Source organism: Chitinivorax sp. PXF-14 (assembly GCF_040812015.1).
In the GTDB taxonomy this organism is placed as follows: Bacteria; Pseudomonadota; Gammaproteobacteria; order Burkholderiales; family SCOH01; genus JBFNXJ01.
This window is the reverse complement of the sequence record NZ_JBFNXJ010000020.1, coordinates 53701-72069: the sequence shown is the minus strand read 5'-3', so window position 1 is coordinate 72069 and position 18369 is coordinate 53701. Positions and strand designations below refer to the sequence as shown.

General features: G+C 65.2%; 22 protein-coding genes. 13 read left to right on the top strand and 9 right to left on the bottom strand.

From position 1 onward, the window contains the following. Positions 1 to 424 precede the first annotated feature (424 nt). The 4 genes from ABWL39_RS19095 to ABWL39_RS19080 all read left to right on the top strand — a co-directional run bounded on the left by ABWL39_RS19095 (position 425) and on the right by ABWL39_RS19080 (position 3268). Complete coding sequence (locus ABWL39_RS19095; protein WP_367795180.1) at positions 425 to 1216, top strand: enhanced serine sensitivity protein SseB C-terminal domain-containing protein; 792 nt, start codon at positions 425 to 427, stop codon at positions 1214 to 1216. 82 nt (positions 1217 to 1298) lie between these two features. Beyond that, positions 1299 to 1988: a class I SAM-dependent methyltransferase gene (locus tag ABWL39_RS19090; protein ID WP_367795177.1), complete on the top strand. Its 690-nt coding sequence runs from the start codon at positions 1299 to 1301 to the stop codon at positions 1986 to 1988. A 122-nt stretch (positions 1989 to 2110) separates the two neighbouring features. Then, complete coding sequence (locus tag ABWL39_RS19085; protein WP_367795174.1) at positions 2111 to 2908, top strand: helix-turn-helix domain-containing protein; 798 nt, start codon at positions 2111 to 2113, stop codon at positions 2906 to 2908. Continuing rightward, positions 2909 to 3268 carry a putative quinol monooxygenase gene (locus tag ABWL39_RS19080; RefSeq protein ID WP_367795172.1) on the top strand — a complete coding sequence of 120 codons (360 nt, stop codon included), beginning with the start codon at positions 2909 to 2911 and terminating at the stop codon, positions 3266 to 3268. Between the two features lie 234 nt (positions 3269 to 3502). Here the strand turns inward: ABWL39_RS19080 and ABWL39_RS19075 are convergent, their stop codons facing one another. Next, a complete protein-coding gene (locus ABWL39_RS19075; protein ID WP_367795169.1) occupies positions 3503 to 4873 on the bottom strand; it encodes an OmpP1/FadL family transporter in 1371 nt (456 codons plus the stop codon). 718 nt (positions 4874 to 5591) lie between these two features. Here ABWL39_RS19075 and ABWL39_RS19070 point away from each other — a divergent pair. The 3 genes from ABWL39_RS19070 to ABWL39_RS19060 are packed head-to-tail and all read left to right on the top strand — an operon-like array spanning position 5592 to position 7133. After that, entirely contained in the window at positions 5592 to 5987 is a 396-nt protein-coding gene (locus tag ABWL39_RS19070; protein ID WP_367795166.1) for a DUF3224 domain-containing protein, read from the top strand. Between the two features lie 59 nt (positions 5988 to 6046). Then, positions 6047 to 6775: a hypothetical protein gene (locus ABWL39_RS19065; protein ID WP_367795163.1), complete on the top strand. Its 729-nt coding sequence runs from the start codon at positions 6047 to 6049 to the stop codon at positions 6773 to 6775. 19 nt (positions 6776 to 6794) lie between these two features. Next, positions 6795 to 7133 carry a TfoX/Sxy family protein gene (locus ABWL39_RS19060; protein ID WP_367795160.1) on the top strand — a complete coding sequence of 113 codons (339 nt, stop codon included), beginning with the start codon at positions 6795 to 6797 and terminating at the stop codon, positions 7131 to 7133. 44 nt (positions 7134 to 7177) lie between these two features. Here the strand turns inward: ABWL39_RS19060 and ABWL39_RS19055 are convergent, their stop codons facing one another. Continuing rightward, positions 7178 to 7390 carry a hypothetical protein gene (locus tag ABWL39_RS19055; RefSeq protein ID WP_367795157.1) on the bottom strand — a complete coding sequence of 71 codons (213 nt, stop codon included), beginning with the start codon at positions 7388 to 7390 and terminating at the stop codon, positions 7178 to 7180. Positions 7391 to 7531: 141 nt separating this feature from the next. On the opposite strand from ABWL39_RS19055, the gene ABWL39_RS19050 reads away from it, so the two are divergent. The 4 genes from ABWL39_RS19050 to ABWL39_RS19035 all read left to right on the top strand — a co-directional run bounded on the left by ABWL39_RS19050 (position 7532) and on the right by ABWL39_RS19035 (position 10396). After that, positions 7532 to 8023, top strand: a complete 492-nt coding sequence (locus ABWL39_RS19050) for an N-acetyltransferase family protein (protein WP_367795154.1) — start codon at positions 7532 to 7534, stop codon at positions 8021 to 8023. Beyond that, the gene (locus ABWL39_RS19045; RefSeq protein WP_367795151.1) at positions 8020 to 8892 is read left to right on the top strand and encodes an NAD(P)-dependent oxidoreductase; all 873 of its coding nucleotides are present in this window, start codon (positions 8020 to 8022) and stop codon (positions 8890 to 8892) included. The genes ABWL39_RS19050 and ABWL39_RS19045 overlap by 4 nt, the downstream gene beginning before the upstream one ends. A gap of 5 nt (positions 8893 to 8897) precedes the next feature. Further along, on the top strand, positions 8898 to 9539 hold the full coding sequence (locus ABWL39_RS19040; protein ID WP_367795148.1) for a hypothetical protein: 642 nt from the start codon (positions 8898 to 8900) through the stop codon (positions 9537 to 9539). A 74-nt stretch (positions 9540 to 9613) separates the two neighbouring features. Next, the gene (locus tag ABWL39_RS19035) at positions 9614 to 10396 is read left to right on the top strand and encodes a hydroxypyruvate isomerase family protein (protein ID WP_367795186.1); all 783 of its coding nucleotides are present in this window, start codon (positions 9614 to 9616) and stop codon (positions 10394 to 10396) included. Positions 10397 to 10526: 130 nt separating this feature from the next. Here the strand turns inward: ABWL39_RS19035 and ABWL39_RS19030 are convergent, their stop codons facing one another. Beyond that, complete coding sequence (locus ABWL39_RS19030; RefSeq protein WP_367795145.1) at positions 10527 to 11726, bottom strand: polysaccharide pyruvyl transferase family protein; 1200 nt, start codon at positions 11724 to 11726, stop codon at positions 10527 to 10529. Between the two features lie 129 nt (positions 11727 to 11855). Between ABWL39_RS19030 and ABWL39_RS19025 the strand changes: the two genes are divergently transcribed. Continuing rightward, complete coding sequence (locus ABWL39_RS19025; RefSeq protein ID WP_367795142.1) at positions 11856 to 12368, top strand: GNAT family N-acetyltransferase; 513 nt, start codon at positions 11856 to 11858, stop codon at positions 12366 to 12368. A 33-nt stretch (positions 12369 to 12401) separates the two neighbouring features. On the opposite strand, the gene ABWL39_RS19020 is transcribed toward ABWL39_RS19025, so the two are convergent. The 3 genes from ABWL39_RS19020 to ABWL39_RS19010 form a co-directional block, all read right to left on the bottom strand. Further along, a complete protein-coding gene (locus ABWL39_RS19020; protein ID WP_367795139.1) occupies positions 12402 to 12740 on the bottom strand; it encodes a YkgJ family cysteine cluster protein in 339 nt (112 codons plus the stop codon). A gap of 14 nt (positions 12741 to 12754) precedes the next feature. After that, positions 12755 to 13174, bottom strand: coding sequence for a DUF1178 family protein (locus tag ABWL39_RS19015; RefSeq protein WP_367795137.1), 420 nt, complete (start codon positions 13172 to 13174; stop codon positions 12755 to 12757). Positions 13175 to 13318: 144 nt separating this feature from the next. Further along, positions 13319 to 13831, bottom strand: a complete 513-nt coding sequence (locus ABWL39_RS19010) for a DUF1269 domain-containing protein (protein ID WP_367795134.1) — start codon at positions 13829 to 13831, stop codon at positions 13319 to 13321. Positions 13832 to 14249: 418 nt separating this feature from the next. On the opposite strand from ABWL39_RS19010, the gene ABWL39_RS19005 reads away from it, so the two are divergent. Next, complete coding sequence (locus ABWL39_RS19005) at positions 14250 to 14933, top strand: acetoacetate decarboxylase family protein (protein WP_367795132.1); 684 nt, start codon at positions 14250 to 14252, stop codon at positions 14931 to 14933. A 153-nt stretch (positions 14934 to 15086) separates the two neighbouring features. On the opposite strand, the gene ABWL39_RS19000 is transcribed toward ABWL39_RS19005, so the two are convergent. The 3 genes from ABWL39_RS19000 to ABWL39_RS18990 all read right to left on the bottom strand — a co-directional run bounded on the left by ABWL39_RS19000 (position 15087) and on the right by ABWL39_RS18990 (position 18194). After that, positions 15087 to 15869 (bottom strand): dienelactone hydrolase family protein, encoded by a 783-nt coding sequence (locus tag ABWL39_RS19000; protein ID WP_367795129.1) that lies wholly within the window; start codon positions 15867 to 15869, stop codon positions 15087 to 15089. Positions 15870 to 15986: 117 nt separating this feature from the next. Beyond that, positions 15987 to 16616 carry a YbhB/YbcL family Raf kinase inhibitor-like protein gene (locus tag ABWL39_RS18995; protein WP_367795125.1) on the bottom strand — a complete coding sequence of 210 codons (630 nt, stop codon included), beginning with the start codon at positions 16614 to 16616 and terminating at the stop codon, positions 15987 to 15989. Between the two features lie 105 nt (positions 16617 to 16721). Beyond that, entirely contained in the window at positions 16722 to 18194 is a 1473-nt protein-coding gene (locus ABWL39_RS18990; protein WP_367795122.1) for a FimV family protein, read from the bottom strand. Positions 18195 to 18369 lie beyond the last annotated feature (175 nt).

Sequence of the window (18369 nt, the reverse complement as noted above, 5' to 3'; positions counted from 1 at the left end):
GGTATTTATCCACACACAGCCAAGGCCTGACGTTCTCGACTCTTGGAGAAAGTGGCTTTATCCACTTGGCAACACTCTATTTACTAGCTGCTGAGAGCATTAAGATCCATCGTTAATGAATAATGGCACCACAAAAAACCTAGCTACAGCTCGCACAACATTTAACTGTAGGTTGCACGCAGACACCAACACTGGCCATACCTTTGGCGTTTTTGTGGACAGCCGAGTAAGGGGGTGATTTTTTGCCCATCCAACAACCGATGCTCCCCTATCAGGCTAATTGTATTCGCGGGCAAGCCCAGGCTGCGATTGACGATATAGCCCAATTTACCGGGCACGTTTTGCCCAACCCGACAGTCAATCGGACCCACACAAAAAGTAGCACAGGCCATTCAATTCAAACGCCACACCCAAAGGAGCTGCCGTGAGCGAACCGTCAAATGACCTCGAACGTAAGCTAATACTCGCGGCCGACAACCCGGCGAGTCGTCCTGATTTCTACACGGCGCTCATGGCGTCCGATGTTTTCGTAATCGGCTTGACGGATTCGACAGGTGAAGGCGTCAAGACCATTCCTGCCGGTGCCAAGTTGTCGATAGTCAATTGGGAAAAGAATGATGGAACCCCGATCATCCCGTTCTTTACCAGCCTTGAAGCACTTCAGCGCGCATTGAAAGAAGAATCGAATTACGTGGCTTTGCCAGCCAGGTCTTTCTTTGAAATGACGCTTGGCTCATCGTTAGTTCTGAACCCGGCATCACCTTATGGTAAAGAGTTTTTCCCCAACGAAATTCATGCTCTGCTCGAAACGGGTATGAATCATATTCCGCAGACCAGGGTGGTGCAGAAAGAAACAAAAGTTCTGCTTGGCCAGCCGGCCAATTATCCAGCGGACATGGTATCTGCGCTCACTGAGCTTCTGGCAAGGCACGCGGCGGTCAAGGCGGCCTATCTGTGCCTAATGCACGACACTTCAACGGGTGAAAAGCCTACGCTTGTCGTCGGTTTTGAAGGCGATCAGGATCTTACCGAGGCCATGAAGCAAGCTGGCTCTGTCGCTGCGGATACGGCCCCCAAGGGAGAACTGGTTGACTTTACCGTGATTAAGCGAGGTGAACCGGGGATTGGGAACTACATGTTCGAATCTGTCAGGCCATTTTACGAACGCACTTGGGGTACTAAGTTGCGCTCGCTATTTGGCCTGGGCAGGGCATAACCGTTCATTCCAGCGGCCCACCCAAAGCTGCGCTGGTGTCGCCCACGGAATTCAGACATTAGGTTTCTCTCGGAGTATTCCCTTGGACAAGTCCGAAATCAAATTCACCAGCGCGCTTCACGATTACATCCTGTCCGTCTCTTTACGGGAGCCGGACGTGCTGAGGCGGCTGAGAGAAGAAACCGATCGGGACCCCAATGCCATCATGCAGATACCGCCCGAGCAGGGGCAGCTCATGGCATTCCTTATCCGTGTGCTCGGTGCCAAGAAGGCAATTGAAATCGGCACGTACACCGGATACAGCACCCTTTGCGTAGCCTTGGCGCTACCGCAAGATGGGGTCGTCGTTGCGTGCGACATCAACGATGGCTGGGCGGAGATTGGAAGGAAATACTGGAACGAGGCGGGGGTTGCTGACCGGATCGACTTCAGGCTCGGGCCAGCCCTCGATACCATGGATGAGTTGCTCGCTTCCGGTCAGCGTGAAACCTTCGACTTCGCGTTCATTGATGCCGACAAGTCCAATTACATCCGCTACTACGAGGCCACGCTTTCGTTGCTGCGTCCTGGCGGAATCATCGCAATCGATAACGTCCTGCTGTTCGGCTCGGTGGTTGACCCTACCGTTCTTGATGCCGACCTCAGGTCGAGAATCAGCAATGATGACATATCGGTGCTTCGGGAACTCAATGAGAAGATCGGTAAAGACCCCCGTGTCGACCTATCCATGCTGCCCGTCGCCGATGGCCTTACCCTGGTGCGGAAGCGATGACGTTACCTGACACCGTGTTCGTGGCGGCCTGCACGAAAAGCCACGCAGGCCGGTGAATTCAAACGCTAGCGTATCCCCTCTATCCCCGCCAACCACACACCACGCCTGGCCTGCCCACCACCATGCGCACCGTCTTCGCCCGCCCCGCTGCCGCCCTGAGGCCCTACATCGACCGCTACTGGAGCTGGCAAGCCGCGCCCGGCGAGGTCGTGGCCTTGCCGTTGCTGCTGCCCGGCACCGGGGCCGAGGTGTATTTCCATGCGGGTGAGGCCTTTTCACTGACAGCAAGCGGCGAGCCGCTGCCGGCGGCGCATCTGTTGTGCCTGCGCGCCGCTACGCTGCCACTGGCGGCGGCAGCACGGCTCGACTTCATCGCAGTGCGCATCAAGGCTGGAGCTTGGGGCGATCTGTGTGCGGTGCCGTTGGCGGCCTGTGTCGATCAGGCGCCGGTGGCCACCGAGCTGTGGGGGCCCAGGGCGGCGGCGCTGTCGGCCCGGCTCGCCGAGGCGCGCGACTTCACGGCACGCGTGGCGCTGCTCGACGCGTTCTTCCTGGCGGTGCTGCGCAGCCGCCGCGACGTGCTGGCCAGCCATGCGGTCGAGCGGCTGTACAGCGAGCCGGCGCTGCGCATCGACACGCTCGGCGACGAGCTGGGGCTCGGCCGGCGGCAGCTCGAACGGCGTTTTCTCGCGCAGGAAGGGCTGAGCCCCGCTGCCTTCCGCCGTCTGGTGCGCTTTCAGCAGGCGGCGCGCAAGCTGGCGCTGACATCCCGGCCGGCCCTGCGCATTGCGCTCGATCTGGGTTATTACGACCAGCCGCATTTCGACCGCGATTTCAAATCCCTGGCCGGGATCGCACCCTCCGACTACCGCAGCCTGACGCGGCAGACGACGCATTTTTACAATACGCCGCAGCGCTGAATGGCGAAGATCGTGGCTCATCCACACCACGAGGACACCACCATGGTCTTATTGCTCGCCGAGCTGCAAGCGAAACCCGATGCCGCCGAGGCCGTCCAGCGGCAGTTGCAGGCGCTGGTCGCCGCCACCAGCGCGGAGCCCGGCGCGGTCATCTACTCGGTCTATCGCGACGATGCCGACGCCCAGCGCTTCATCGTGCACGAGCTGTACCGGGATGACGCGGCGCGCGCCGCACATCTCGCCTCGGCCCCGCTGCAGGCGGCGCTGGCCGCTTTCGACCAGCTGCTGGCCGCACCACCCAAGCTGACGTTTGGCACGCTACTGGGGGCCCATGTCGCGACCGATGCAGTAGCGCTGTAGGGCCGCACTCGCAGCGCAACGCGCCGCATGGCAAACCTTGCCACAGCTTGACACTGGCCATGCGCTGCAATCCGCATCGATTACCCCCGCTCAAGGGCGCGGGTGATGGCCTTGATAGGCCGGTGCCCCAGGGAGCGCCCGCGCCTGGTGGCAGGCGTCAGCCCAAGGGCGGGTTGGACGGGGGCAAACCCGGTGGCGGTGTTGCCCCCGCTGCCGCACGGCGGCCTTGGCTGATCAGAACTGTTGGGTAAAGCTGAAGCCAAGCATGTGCAGCGAGGTCTTGTAGGTGCCGCGCGTGGTCTCGCCATTGCCGGTGCAGTCCACCCTCAGCGGGGAGCAATCGTTTGTATAGTTGCCCTGCGCATCCTCGAATCGGACAAAGCTGTAGGCCATGTCCAGCGATGCATTTTTGCTCATCTTGATATTGAGTCCAGCCGAATACCAATGCCGATTGGCATCCGGCAAGGCCGGGTGGGTCAGCTCCGAGCTGCGCACGGGCGACTGATCGAGCGCAAAGCCCGTGCGCAAGGTGAGTTGCTCATTGATGCCGTAGTTGAGCCCGAAGGACAGGCGCAGGGTGTCTTTCCACTGCTGCCGGATCACCTCGTCACCCGCCGTCGATCCGGGGAATTCGATGCGCAACGCCTGCAGGCGGGAGTTACGCGCCCAGGTGACGTCCGACATCAGCGCCCACTGCGGGTCAATCTGGTGGAAGGCATGGGCCGATACCGTCTCCGGCGTCGTGATCCGCACGCGGGCCCCGGAATCGAACTTGCCGGATTGCCGCTGTATCAGCTGGTTGACGACCGCATCATTGGTGACGCTGGAGAAATCCCAGAAGGTGTTCCCATGTAGCTCGTGCCTGACGGGGGAGCGGTACGCCACCCCAAGCCGCGTGCCAGGCCTTGGCTCGTACAAGTAGCCGAGATTGAAGCCGGCCCCCCAATCGCTGCCGGAGCTTTGCCCATGCGCATCCTGCACGGAAGCCAGCGCAGCCGGATTACCGCCAGCGGCGACGATCCCCGCGATCAGCGCGCTGCCGGCGCCATGCGTGGCCAGGTAACGCACCGCACCGGGCGTGTCGACCGCCTGGTTTAGCGTGGCCTTCATGTATTCAGCGGATACACCCAGCGCAACACTATGCTGCTCGCCAAGCCGGAACGCGAAGGCAGGATTGATGCTCAGGGCTTTCAGTTCAATCCCATCCAGCGAATAACGACCAGGCCAGGCAGTCCCGTAGTCGAGCTTGGCGGCATAGGGCACGAACATACCCAGCCCAAACGTGAGGCGGTCGGTCATCGGCCTGCTGTAATACAGCGTTGGCGCGAAGGCGGTCGTCGGGGCCACCCGCCCTGGGTTGTCTCCGCCGGTTTGGGTGCCACTGAAGCGGCTCGAGCCGTTGTCGCTGTAATTCAAGTCCGGCACGACCAGCGTACCCCCGATCTGGAATTGGCTGTTGCCCTGCCGGGCCAGGATCGCCGGGTTATAAAACTGGCCGGATACATCATTGGCTTCCGCGCCATTGGCATCCGCATTGCCCTGCCCCACCACGCTCTGCGAGCCGAAACGATAACCGGCCGCTTCACTATGGTTGATCAGCGCCAACAAGGCGATGCTGGCCCAACAAATGGGTTGGTTTTTCATGGTTTTCTCCAGCGCCCATTGCCAGGAGCGCTTGATGCGTAGATTCATGGATTCATGTCGCGGCTTGCTCCAACGCTTGGCGACGCTTCGCGCACAGGCTTCTTTCGATGGCCGATGACATTGCTTGGCACGAATATTTCCATAAAATAACGATCGTTACAATAACTATCGTTATTTCATAAGCCCGCTCAGAATGGCTCTCCCCACCGCCTCACCAAGGCGTGCGGCATCGCCGTTGCAGTCGAAGACCCTCAGCTCAAGCCGATCTGCGGTAGCGGTCATTGCGCCAAGGCCGTAGCCCGCCCATTCGAACCGGGCGCTCTCGAAGCGCAGCACGCTGCATGCCGGCCGCCACCGGGGTACAAGGCTTGGCCTGCGGCGTGATACGCTGCGCTTCAGTCATGTCCCGCGTTTTTCTTTGGCTGAATAGCACGTTGCCCACCCGGCGAGGGGGCCCCCTCTCCCGTCAAGGAAGAGGGAGTGGCGCTGGCAGTATTCGCGGGCGGCAACTTGCAGCTCGCTCGATACGCAGCCTGTTCGCAGAGGGGGCGGGCAATCCGCTCGGCACGCGGCTTACGGCAATGCACGCGGCTGGCCAGATTACGGTTAGCACCGCCGCCCCATGCAAGACATGGCCCACGGCCAACACACCGAGACATCAGCAAGCAAGGAGCAGGGAATGCAAGCAACAGGCCATTTCGACGTCAGACTGACCCCGCAGCCCGTGCATGACGAAGCGGCCGGCGCACTGGGCAGGATGGCGATCGACAAGCGCTTTTCCGGTGCGCTCGATGCCACGAGCCGGGGCGAGATGCTGTCGGCAGGCACGGCCGTCAAGGGCTCGGCCGCCTATGTGGCGATCGAGCAGGTCACGGGCAGCCTAGCGGGCCGGCGCGGCAGCTTCGTGTTGCAGCACAGCGGCAGCATGAGCCGTGGCGAGCCGCAGCTGCGCATCAGCGTCGTGCCCGATTCCGGCACCGATGAGCTGGCCGGGCTGTCGGGGACGATGAGCATCAACATCGCCGATGGCCGGCACGAGTACGTATTCGACTACCGCCTGCCCGACCTGGCTTGAAGCGCAAGCCGCCGCGCGCTGCGCTATGCTGAGTGGGAACATCCCCTGCGGAGGCCACGATGCCAGCCGAAACGGCAAAGCCGAGCGAACGTGTCGCGATTATCGGCGCGGTCAAGACCTACCTCGGCTTCTTTACCCTGGTGGTGCTCGTGGTGGAGGCGGTGCTCGGTGCGCTGGCATTGAAAACAGATGGGCAGAACCAGCTCGTCGCGCTGTATGGCATGCTGGCCGTCATCGTGCTACTGATCGGCGTGGTGTCGTTCTTCGCCTACCGCAAACCGGAGTCGCTGCTCAGCGGCGAGCATGCGCCAGCCGGCCCGGCGCCGGGGCAGGCGTTCTGCCTGGCGGTGAGCGGCTATTGGTGGGAGCGCATCGTGCCCGGCGACGCATCGGCGATCAGCTTCGTCGAAATCCGCCCCGAAACGGCAACCGCCTCGCTCAAGATGAAGGGCAATGCCTACACGGCGACGGGCGAGCTGGTCGCGGTGTGGGAAACCGTGGCGAGCTGCGTCAACCCGGCGGAGAGCAAGATCTTCTATTACTGGGAGGGGCACCACCCGGCGCGGCCGAACGAGCCCTATGAAGGGTTTGGCGAGCTATCGTTTCAGGACTTCGCGGGCGGCTTGAACAGCGGCACCGGCATTTTTTCGGATAGCAACCTGACCGACATGAAGAGCACAACCAGGAAGTCCGTCGAATTCCGCCGCAGCACGAGCAGCGAAACCACGCTGATGCAGGCCGGCGACCCGCGCCAGGTAGCCGAACTGGTGCGCGGCAAGCTGGCGTGAACGATGACAGACAGGAGCCATGATGGGCGCGAGCAGCAGTGAATTCGTCGACTTTGTGATGGAACAGCTGGCACCGCTCGGTGGCATCGACAGCGGACGTTTTTTCGGCGGGCTGGGGCTGAAGGCGCATGCCACGCAGTTCGCGATGATCATGGACAACGCCCTCTACTTCGTCGTCGACGACACGACGAGGCCACGCTACCAGCGGATGGGCAGCAACTGCTTTGCCTATGACACGCGGCAACGGCGGGTCGAGGTGAAGCGGTATTTCACCGTCCCCGCTGACGTGCTGGAAGACCAGCAACAGCTGCTGGCGCTGGCGCGCGAGTCGATCGCGACCGCCGGCCGGGCTGGCTGAGCGGCAGGCTCAGCGCCCTGTTCCGGCTGGCCGTAAAAGCCCGCTCAGTGATGGTGGTGCAGCTCGCGGTAGTGGTGCACGTACTCGCTGCCCTTTTCCACCCCTTTTTCGAGGTAGATGGCGCCGATGCAGAATGCGCCGGCAACAGCGATCATCAACGGGATCCAGGGCTGGGCGATGAACAGCACCGCCACGGCCATCAGGGCGATGACGGCAGCGCTGTTGTACCAACCGGTTTGGCGTTTCAGGCTTTTCATGGCAGCCTCCTGTTGTCCGGACGTGCGGGCCGGTAAGTGGCACCACGCGCCCTTCATGCGGGAACAGATCCTTGCAGTCAGTTTAGACCGCCCACCGCCCAAATCGCTTCCGGATTTCATTCAAAACAACACTCTTTTTTCATGCTCGACATCACAATCCGCCCAGCGTGCGAGGACGACGTTCCCGCCATACTCGACCTGATCGATGCCTCGTACTCCCCGCACCTCGCCGTACTGCCGTCGCGCCCCGGTGCGCTCGCGGAAACGGCCCAGCAATGGCGCCAGGCCTTGCTCGCCGGGCCGGTGCTGGTGGCCGAGATCTCGGGCGAGACCGCCGCCGTCGGGCGCATCCAGGGCACGCCGCCGGCAGGCGAGGTCAAACGCCTCGGCGTGCACCCGGCCTGGCAGCGCTGCGGACTCGGACAAAACCTGATGCTGGCGCTCGAAGAGGCCGCCAGGGATGGCGGTTTCAATACGCTGCTCGCCGCGACGCGGCGGCGGCTGTCTGGCAATATCCGCTTCTACGAAGCGCTGGGCTACGCGGTGAGCCGCGTCGAGCCCTACCCGGACGGCATCGACGACGAGGTCGTGACGCTGAGCAAGCCACTCAATCCTGACAAGCAATCGACATGACCCGACTCGGATTTATCGGCATCGGCCTGATGGGCCGCCCCATGGTCACCCGCCTGCTCGCGGCGGGCTTTCCCGTCACCGTCTGGAACCGCTCGCCCGACAAGTGCGCGCCACTCGCCTCGCTCGGGGCTGCCGTGGCGGGCTCGATCGGCGAACTGGTGGCGGCGTCGGACGTGGTGATGAGCTGCGTATCGGATACCGCCGTAGTCGAGCAGATCGTGTTCGGCAGCGGCGGCGTGGCGGCCAGCGGGTCGCCCGGCAAGCTGCTCGTCGATTTCTCCAGCATTGCGCCCGCCGCGACGCGCGATTTCGCCGCACGGCTCGCGCAGCAATGCGGCATGGGCTGGGTCGATGCGCCGGTATCGGGCGGCGTGGGCGGTGCTGAGGCCGGCACGCTGGTGGTGATGGCCGGTGGCGACGAGGCCAGCATCGAGCGCATCCGCCCGCTGCTCGCCCCGCTGGCCCAGCGCGTCACCCGCATGGGGCAGGTCGGCGCAGGCCAGGTGAGCAAGGTGTGCAACCAGCTGATCGTGGCGGCCAACTCGCTGCTGATCGCCGAGGCCGTGGCCATCGCCAGCCGCTCGGGTGTCGATGCGAGCCTGCTGGCACCGGCACTCGCGGGCGGCTTTGCCGATTCCAAACCGTTCCAGATCCTGAGCCCGCGCATGGCGGCGCACTGCCATGAGCCGGTGCAATGGAAGGTCGCCACCCTGCTCAAGGATCTCGACAACGCCCGCGCCGTCGCCGCCGAGGCCGGGCTCAATGTGCCGCTGGCCGAGCTGGCGGCGGAATGGATGCGCGGCTTCGCCGACCTGGGCAACGCCCAGCGCGACCTGAGCTGCGTGATCGAGCTGTACCAGCCGCGTTGACCGGCATGACGGCGCTCATCGACAACGCGCCGCAGCGGCGTGTGGCGCTCGCCCTGGCCATGGCGATCATGCTGCACGGCCTGGCGCTATTGCTGTGGCATACCGCCGCCGGGCGGATTGCAGTGCCGCTGCCGTTCCGCTTTGCCGCGCACCTGCGCCCAGCGCCGGCGCCATCGGCCGTACCGGCAAGCCTGAGCCCGCGCAAACCGGCAAGCCCGCCGCAGCAGCGCGCCAGCAGTCCGATCACGCAGACCAGGGTGGTGCGCGGCGAGGCCAGGTCGCCTGTCAGCTCGCCAGCCACCACGGAGGCCCCGCCCGCCGCGTCCAAGCCGGGCACGGCCTCGCCCGCCGGCAGCGCGCCCAGCGGCCAGACGCTGGTCACCCGGGCGAAGGACATCGCCATCGCGCTCGACAAGGAAAACGAGCGCCCGCATGAAGCCAAGGCCGAGGCCAGGAAGCCGCTGGAACAAGCCATCGCTCGGCTGTTCAAGTCCGGTAGCGGCACGAGCAAGGTCGAGCAGTTGCAGAACGGCACCATCAGGCTGACCCATGCCGATGGCTCGCAGACCTGCTATCTGCTACCGCCGGCCTATCTGGGCATGCTCTCGGCGCTGCCGATACCGATCGCACCGATGAATTGCCCCTGAGGGCCGATCCCGCTAGGCTTTGAGCCCCCCACGACACACGCCGCGCCAGCCCCCTGGCCGAAAGAGACGCCATGCTGAAGTTTTCCGCCAACCTGTCCATGCTGTTCACCGAGCTGCCGCTGCTGGCGCGCTTTCAGGCCGCGCGCGACACCGGCTTCCAAGCGGTCGAGATGCAGTTTCCCTACGAGGCGGCCTTGCCCGAGCTGCAAGCGGCGCGCGAGCGTGCCGGGGTCGAGGTGGTGCTGATCAACGTGCCGGCCGGCGACCTGATGCAAGGTGGCGACGGGCTGGCCAGCGTGCCGGGGCGCGAGGCGGCCTTCCACGCGGCGGTGGAGCAGGCGCTCGGCTATGCGGCAGGCCTCGGCGTGCGCTGCGTCAACGTGCTGGCGGGCCGGCTGGCGGAAGGCGTCGCGCGCGCCGCCGCCCATGACACGCTGGCCGCCAACCTGCGCCACGCGGCCGAGCGCTTCGCCACGATAGGGGTGAAGGTGACATGCGAGGCGATCAACCCCTTCGACATGCCGCGCTTTCTGCTCAACACCTCGGCCGACATGCTCGCGATGCTCGATCGCGTGTCGCACCCCAATCTCGCCATGCAGGTCGATCTCTACCACCTCGCGCGCATGGGCGAGGACCTGCCCACGCTACTGCGCCAGCACTGGCCGCAGATCGGCCACCTGCAGTTCGCCGACGTGCCGGGCCGTGGCGCGCCGGGCTCGGGCGAGCTCGATTTCCAAGCGCTGTTCGGGCTGATCGCCGCCCTGCCCTACCAGGGCTGGACGGGTGCCGAATACAAGCCCGGCATGGCCAGCGCCGACAGCCTGGGCTGGTTCGCCGCGTATCGCGAGCCGGCGTGACAGGTTGCCGGCCAGCGCGCCCGGGGTTGCCCTGCACATCAAGCGCATGGAAGCAGCATGGCGGCGGCGACCATAGCGCATCGCGCAAGCAGGTGGGCCATCAGGCCAAGGACTTGCCGCAGCCGCCCCGCTAGCCGTCGAGCCCCGCCAGCCAGCGCTCGATACCGGCCTGGGCGGCATGCAGCACCTCGGCCCAGCCGCTCGGCTGTGCGGCGGACAGATGCAGCGGCAACGCGTCGGGCAGGCCATCGATCGGCACCACGCGGTGCTCGGGGTAGTCGCCCCAGGTCGACCAGAATGCGCCCAGCTTGCTTTCCATGACCGCCTCGGCCGGCCCGGCAGCGAGCCCGAGCCAGGGGATATCGAAGCCCGCCGCCAGCACCGTCAGATGCAGGCTGCTGGCCAGCACGCCACGGCTGCCGGCAAGCAACGCGCAGCCATCCCATACACTGGCCGACTGGAACAGATGAACAGCGCGCGTGCCCAGCAGCCGCGCAAACCGTTCGTAGACGGCCAGCTCGTCGTGCCACGGCGCCCGCCCGGCGCGGTACAGCACGATGCCACAACGCGCATCTGGCGCGGCGCGCAGCACGGCAGCGGCAAGCCGGGCGAGCGTTGCATCGTCGCCCGACTGCGCAGTAAATTGCACCAGCCAGTAGCCATGCGAAAAGCGGCGCCTGACCTCGGCCGGCTCACCCGCATCGCCGCTGGCCCGCAGCCGCTCGCCATATAGCACCGGCAGCAGGCAGGCGGCATCGGGCACCAGCTCGGCGCGCACGCCAAGCCGCAGCAGGATGTCGGCAGTGACGCGGTCGCGCACGCTGACGCTATCCATGTCGGCCAGGCTGGCGGCCACCGCTGCGCCGAACGACGGCGAGCGCGAGGCGAGCCCGACACCACCCAGCGCATGGGCAATGACGCGCCCCGCGCCCAGCCAAGCCTGGTGCCCCCACAGATAGGGCAGCGGCCCGGGACAATCGAGTGCGGCGCGTGCCATGTCGAAACGAGCCGGATCGCGGTCCCAGCGGGCGATGGCGGAGGCCAGCGCGGTATTGGGCTGGAGCATGATCCAGGCCTCATAGGCATCGCAATCGAGCAGCTCGCCGCCGGCGTGGATCAGATGAGCACCGGCGCAGTCAGGCTCATGCATCAGCTCGCGCAGCGGCTCGACCCGGTAGCCGGCAAGCGCCGACCAGTCGCGCGCCACCAGCCCGGCATGGCGCACCCGGCGCCCCGCGAGAAACGGCGACAGCACCAGCGGAAACAGCAGATCGCCTAAGTTGTGCCGGTCGAAGGCACCGAACACGATGCAGGGGCGGGGCTCGTTCATGATCAGGGCAAAACGGGTGGATCAGCTTTCATTGTAGTTGCCGCCACGCGCCTGGCCAGCCGCCCGCAAGCCTGGACAAATATATGATTTTGTATAGAATTCGCGGCTTTTCCCGCCATACGCCCTGCGATGAAAGCCGCCGTTTCCGTCCGCCCGATGCAAGGGGGCGACATTGCCGCCGTTCTCGAGATTCAGCGAGCCTGCTATCCGGACCTGATGCAGGAATCCGCCGCGGCCTTCTCGGCCAAGCTGGGCCTGGCCCCGCAGGGCTGTTGGGTGGCAGAGGAACAAGGGCGCCTGCTCGGCTACCTGTTTTCCCATCCGTGGACACACGCCCGCCCGCCGGCGCTCGACACGCCCCTGGCCGCGCTGCCGGCGACGGCGGACAGCTATTTCATCCACGACATGGCGATCTCGCCCGCCGCGCAGGGGCGCGGTGTTGCGCAGCGCCTGTTCAGGGCCGCGCTCGATGGCGCGAAACGGGCGGGATTTCGCCGTTCGGCATTGGTGGCGGTGCAGGGTGCGGACGGTTTCTGGCAGCGCCATGGCTACCTGCCGGTGCGGCGCGTGGCGCCCCGGCTGAGCGCCAAGCTGGCAGCCGGCTACGGCAGCAGCGCCGTGCTCATGGCGCGGCCGCTCTAGCCGATACGCGATGACAGCAGAAACAGGCCGGGGTCAGCCGTCAACCGGCAACGGTGGCAGGCCGTGGCGTGCACGCGCGCGGTTGCAGGCCTCGCTGAACAAGCCAAGCTCGGCCATCGGCGCGAATTCGCGGCACGGCGACGGCCGTTCGAAATAGATGCCGCAACCAACCTGCTCGCCGATGGTGCCGGTCAGCGCCGCGCAACGCGGACGAGCGTAATCAGTGCCACGCATGCGACACAGTGTTGCGGTTTCTTCGACGGCCAGGCCATCGGGCACCGCGCCACCCTCGCTCTCGAGCTCGGAATGGTGGAAGGTGACGCGAAACGCCGCGCAGCAGGCGCCGCAGCTCAGGCAGGGATTGGCGCTCATCGGCAGTCGCACGCTCAGTGCAGATTGTCTTCAGGCACGTCGGCCAGCGACATGACCGCGATGCCCTCATCGGCCAGCGTCTCGACTTCCACGCGGCTCGCCGCGCCGCGAATCAGCCGCTCGGGCGCATCGCCGCGCAGAATCCGGCGCACTTCCTCGGGAAAGCGATGGCCAACATCCTCGCTATGCGAAAGCACATGCTCACGCAGGCCGCGCAATACCGCGCCCAGGTCGATCACTTCGGCACCGTCGGGCAGCTCGGGCTGCTGCCCGACGTTGACGACAGCGGTGGCCGGCAGCTTGCGCAGCTTGTGGGTGCCGCACAGCGGGCACTGCACCAGGGCGCGCTGCATCTGGGTGTCAAAATCCTCGCTCGAGGCAAACCAGCCCTCGAACTTGTGCCCGGCTCCACAGCCGATGTCGTACACCACCATGCCCGCTCGCTCGCAAGTAACTGGAAAAGCGCGGGATTTTAGCCCAAGCACAGTGCGCCGGCAAACCGGCCCCTGCTGCGGGCGGCCCGCCACACTTGCGGCCAGGCAGCCGCAGTGGCGTCCGGCACGGCTTGCGCGGCAGGCTCAGGGAAAGGCCGGGATGCTCGGCTCGATGCCGCGCGGCACCACCTCGGTGTGCTCGCTTTCCACCTTGGCGCCGATCTCGTCGACACGCCAGCGCGGCACATCGACCATGAGCAGGATGTAGCCTGCCTCGAGCGCAGCCTTGAACTGACGCAACCGGCTGTTGGGCGCCGAGCTGCCGATCATGCTCGCCACCCAGGAGCCGAAACCGCAGCCGATCACGAACATCATCAGCGCCAGCCCCCATTGCGGCGCATCGCCGACGGGCGGGAAAAACGCTGCGGCCAGGCCGGCAGCGATACCGATGCCGCCGCCGATCAGCAGACCCAACTCGGCGCTGTGCACCAGGTCGGTCGTCTGCAACAGATTGGCTTCGTGCAGCATCGACAGGTCTGTCCCGTCGCGGGCCATGAAATGCAGGTGCCGCTCGCCGATACGCATGAGCAAGAGATCGTTCATCGTTTTCTGGGCGCTCTGGATATCGGGCAGCAGGAAGTAAAGGCGTCTGCGCATGGTGGTCTCCTTCATGGTCAAGGCACCTCGACGGGGCCCCGCGGGCGCGTGCCAACCGAGCCGGGCTCGCCGCCCGGCAGCCATCGGGCAGCCAGAGCGGAGACCCAATGCCATGCAGCGGGATTCCGCTCGCGCATCGGCTGGTCGAGGTGGCCTTCTATCGGCCTCCCTATTGCTTTCGTAGCACATAACCCGGCTGGCTGTTCAATTGCTTGTTGCGATCACCGAGCCCTGCCCGATAGCGATTTAACACGCAAAGGCTGGCGCGGATCGTGGGTGGGCGTTAGTATCTGCACACACAAAGCAAGTGCTTGATTTCCACCGCATTGGACCACCGGCGCCGTGGATCAGGCCGATAAAAACGGGGTAAGAGCGGCACACCGCCGCATCGTTTATCTACCCAGGAGGATGAGCTTTCATGAGCAAGCTGGAAAACCCACCCCAGGTGCCCACCTGCCCGGCACCGTGGAACCTGACCGGCAGCGGCTATGTCGTGGCGCTGCGCATGCCGCAGCAGGTGCTGGATTGCGAATGTTTCGTGCCGGACAGCCTGCGCCCCAGCCGGCGCGGCAAGATCGCGTATCTGATGTTCGTCGACTACACGAGTTCGGATGTCGGCCCTTACCACGAATTGCTGTTCATCCCGGGCAGCTTCGATTTTTCCGGCAAGCGCTACCTGTCGATCAGCAAGATCTATGTGTCGAGCGAAGCCAGCGTCGTGAACGGCCAGTGCAACTGGGGCATACCCAAGGCCGTGTGCGAGTTCGATGTCCAGTATGGCGCCGATGGCGACATCGACCGCGTGCGCGCGCTGCTCGACGGCCAGGTGTTCGCCGACCTCCGCTTCAAGGCCTTCGGCCCGCGCCTGCCCATCCACACCGCGATCACGCCGGCCGGGCTGCACACACTCGGCCAGCACTGGCAGGGCCGGGAATACATCTACACGCCGAGCGCCCGCGGCCACACCCGCTTTGCGCGGCTGTTGTCGGCCACCATCGACGCACGGCACTTCCCCGACATCGCCAAGGGCAAGCCGCTGGCCGCGTTCCGCATTACCGATTTCCGCATGCGCTTTCCGCTATCGCAGATCACGCAGCTCTAGGCCGGCACGCTTGCGGCAAGCGGCCCGCAGTTCACGCGCGCTCGCGAGCAAGGCGCAACGGGATGGCGGGCCGCGTAGCACGGGCGGACATCAGGGCATCGCGCAACGCACGGGCCCCGGTCAGTCCTGTGCCACAAGCTCGCGCGCCGGTTCTTACTGCATCACCTCGTGCAGGAAGGTTTTCATCGCCTCGAACGAGCGGCGGTCGGCCGTGGCGTTGTAGGCCTGGCCTTTGCTGATGTCGTTGCCGGCGGCGGGCTTGGTGAACGAGTGCACCGCGCCGCTGTAGGTGATGAACTGGTAATCGACGCCGGCCGCATTCATCTCGCTCTGGAAGGCCGCAACCTGCTCGGCCTTGACGAAGGGATCGAGCGCGCCGTGCAGCACCAGCACCTTGCCCTTGATATTGCGCGCATCGTCGGGCTTGGGATTGCTCAGTTCGCCGTGAAACGACACCGTGCCGACGATGGGCGCACCGCTGCGCGCCAGCTCGAGCGCCGCCAGGCCGCCAAAGCAGTAACCCATAGCGGCGATGCGGTGGGTATCGACCTGCGGCTGCTGCATGAGCCAGTCGTAGCCCGACTTGAGCCGGGCCCGCAGCAGCGCGCGATCGTTCTTGTAGATCGCCGAAACCCTACCGGCCTCGGGCCCGTCGGCGGGCCGCACGCCCTTGCCATAGACATCGACGGCGAATGCTACATAGCCCAGGTCCGCCAGTTGGCGCGCGCGGCCCTTCACGTAGTCGCCGACGCCCGTCCAGTCATGCACGATCAACACCGCTGGATGCTTGCCGCCCTGCTCGGGATAGGCGACATAACCTTCGAGTAGCGTGTCGCCCTGCCGGTAGTCGACGCTTTCGGCCTTGGCCGCCAGGGCCGGGGCAGCCGTCACCCCCAGGCAGGCCATCAGGCCGAGCCTTGCAATCAGCTTCCACATATTGCCTCCTTTGAGCCAGCCAGAGCCCTGCTCCATCATGCCAGAACCGGCGCTGGGCGCGGCGCTCCGGGCATACTGCCGTGCCATGTTACGCAGCGGATGCCGGCAGCGCCCGAGCTAGCCCGCCACTGCCGGGTTCAGCGTGTACCAGCCAGTCAAGCTGGCCTGCCCCAGCAGGTGCCCTGCCATGGCGCGGCGCACATCGGCACCGCCGAAGCGGCCCTCCACCGGGCAGCGGGCGATATCGAGCGCATAGACGGTAAACACATAATGATGCGGGATACTGTCGTTCCACGGCGGGCACGGGCCGTCGTAGCCGAGATAGTGGCCCGACATGTCCGCATCGCCCGCAAACCAGCCGGTATAGTCGTTCAGCCCATGCCGTGCGCCTTGCAGGCTCACCTGCTCGGGCTTGCCACGTGGCGTGATGCCGTCGCTGTGCGCGGCCTCGGCGATCCCGCCGACGGCCGGGTCGATGTCGACCAGCACCCAATGGAAGAAATCGACGCGCGGCAGACTGGCCGGCACGGTCTTGCCGGCCTGGTTGACGTCGTCGCCACGGCTCGGCACATCGGGGTCGTGGCAGATCAGCGCCAGGGAGCGCGTGCCCGCCGGCAGGTCATGCCAGGCCAGGTCGGGATTGCGATTGGCGGCCAGCGCCACATGCTGGGCCGAATCGGGCTTGCCGAAGCAATAGGTTTCGGGAATCTTCTGGCCATCGACGATGGCCCGGCTGCTCAGACGCATGACGCGCTACCCCACAAGGTCGACACATTGTTTGTAGACCGAAACAGCCAGGGCGGCAACACGCGGGCAGCTCCCGGCGAGGCAGACGCACCGCGCCCATTGTAGTCAGGTCGTGGCGGTGCTGTAGAGGGGGTTTTCCGGGTCGATGGCGAGGCCCATCTCGCGGATCGAGTTCCAGATCGGCAGGCCGCGCACGAGCGAGCGAAAGCGCTCGGCATAGTGGGCAAAGCGGTCGCGGTCGTGTTCCTTGTGGAAGATGTCGAACAGCATGAGCCAGACATCGAGCTGGTAGGGGCTGCGCGTGATCTCGTCGTCGAGCAGCGCAATCGCCTGCTCCTTCCAGCCCTGCTTGAGGAAGATCTGCGCCTCCTCGATGGCCCAGCGTTCGCGGTCGTCGACGATGATGCCGCTGTCGCGCGCGGTGCCAAAATCGAGCCCGTCGCCGATGTCGCCCTTGGGGAGCTTTTCCCGCGGCTGGATATTGGCCGCCGGCTTGATGTCGAAGCCCTCGGTGTCGTTCCAGTGGTCGCTGAGCATGGAATTAGCGCCGTGCCGCGCACGGTACAGCCAGAAGATATAGCCTAGGCCGGCCAGCACGGCGCCGCCGAGCAGCCAGATCACATAGTCGCCCCAGGTGTTCCAGTTGCTCTGGATACCGGAATGCGAGATCACGCCGAGCTTGGGCGAGGCGGAAGCCTTGGCGGCGGATGCTGGTGCCGGCTCGGGGGCCGCGGTGACGCGTGCGCGCATCTCCGCCAGCTGCTTTTCAAGCTGGTCGATCTGGTTGTTGAGGCGCAACATCTCGGCGGTCGAGTCGTCGTCCCGCACGGCCTTCATCGGGTCGCGCGGATTGGCTGACGCCGTGGCGGCAGATTTGCGCTGCAGGAAGGCCGGATCGAGCTCACTCGACAGCTTCAGCTCAAAACCACGCTCAGCCGGCCGGCGGTCCATGCGCAGCGGGTTTGGCGTCACGTGGCTCAATTGCAGCCGCGCATCGTCGGCGGCACGGGCCCGGTTGCGCCGGGTCACGCCGGGCAGCACGACTTCGCCCTCTTCCGTTGGCAGCGCCCTGAGCGGCTTGCGGCGTGCCGGCAGCGCGCGCTCGATGGCGGCTGGCGGCATTGCCGGCTTGGGCTCGGCGTTCTCGAACTGCGGCTCGACCGGGTCGATCAGCACGGTGTAATCACGCACCAGCCGCCCCGCGCCGCAGTCGAACAGCAGCGAGAACTTCAGCACCGGCTCGTTGATGGCGCGGGTGTTGCCGATGCGTATCACGCCGCTGCGACCATGGCTGTCGACCTTGACCCAGCCGCCGGCGAAGCCGAACAGGCCCGGATCGTTGCGCTCGCCGGGCAACAGCTTGATGCACGCGGCACTGACCAGGTCATCGGGCTCGGCCTGGTAGGCCACCTGCGCGCGCAGGGGCATGCCCAGCGTGGATTGCACCCGCACTTCGTCGAGCGATACGGCGCCGGCCATCGGCGCCGCCGCCATGCCCACGGCAAACATGAGCGCACGCCCAAGGGCGTGCATCGAATCGGTATCCTGCCTGTTGTCAGCGGGGGGGGTGAGTTGCATCGGCTATGATTGGCTGGAGGAGGCGCTGGCAGCGCGGTGTCTGTTTTAGCTATTTTAACAAGCAATGCGCGCGCATGTGACGATTTACGGCGCCTATGGCCAACATAGCAGGCAATTGGCGAAGCGCAAACGGGTTTTGGCATAATAGCGGGATTCGAATCCAAGCTCGTTGCGC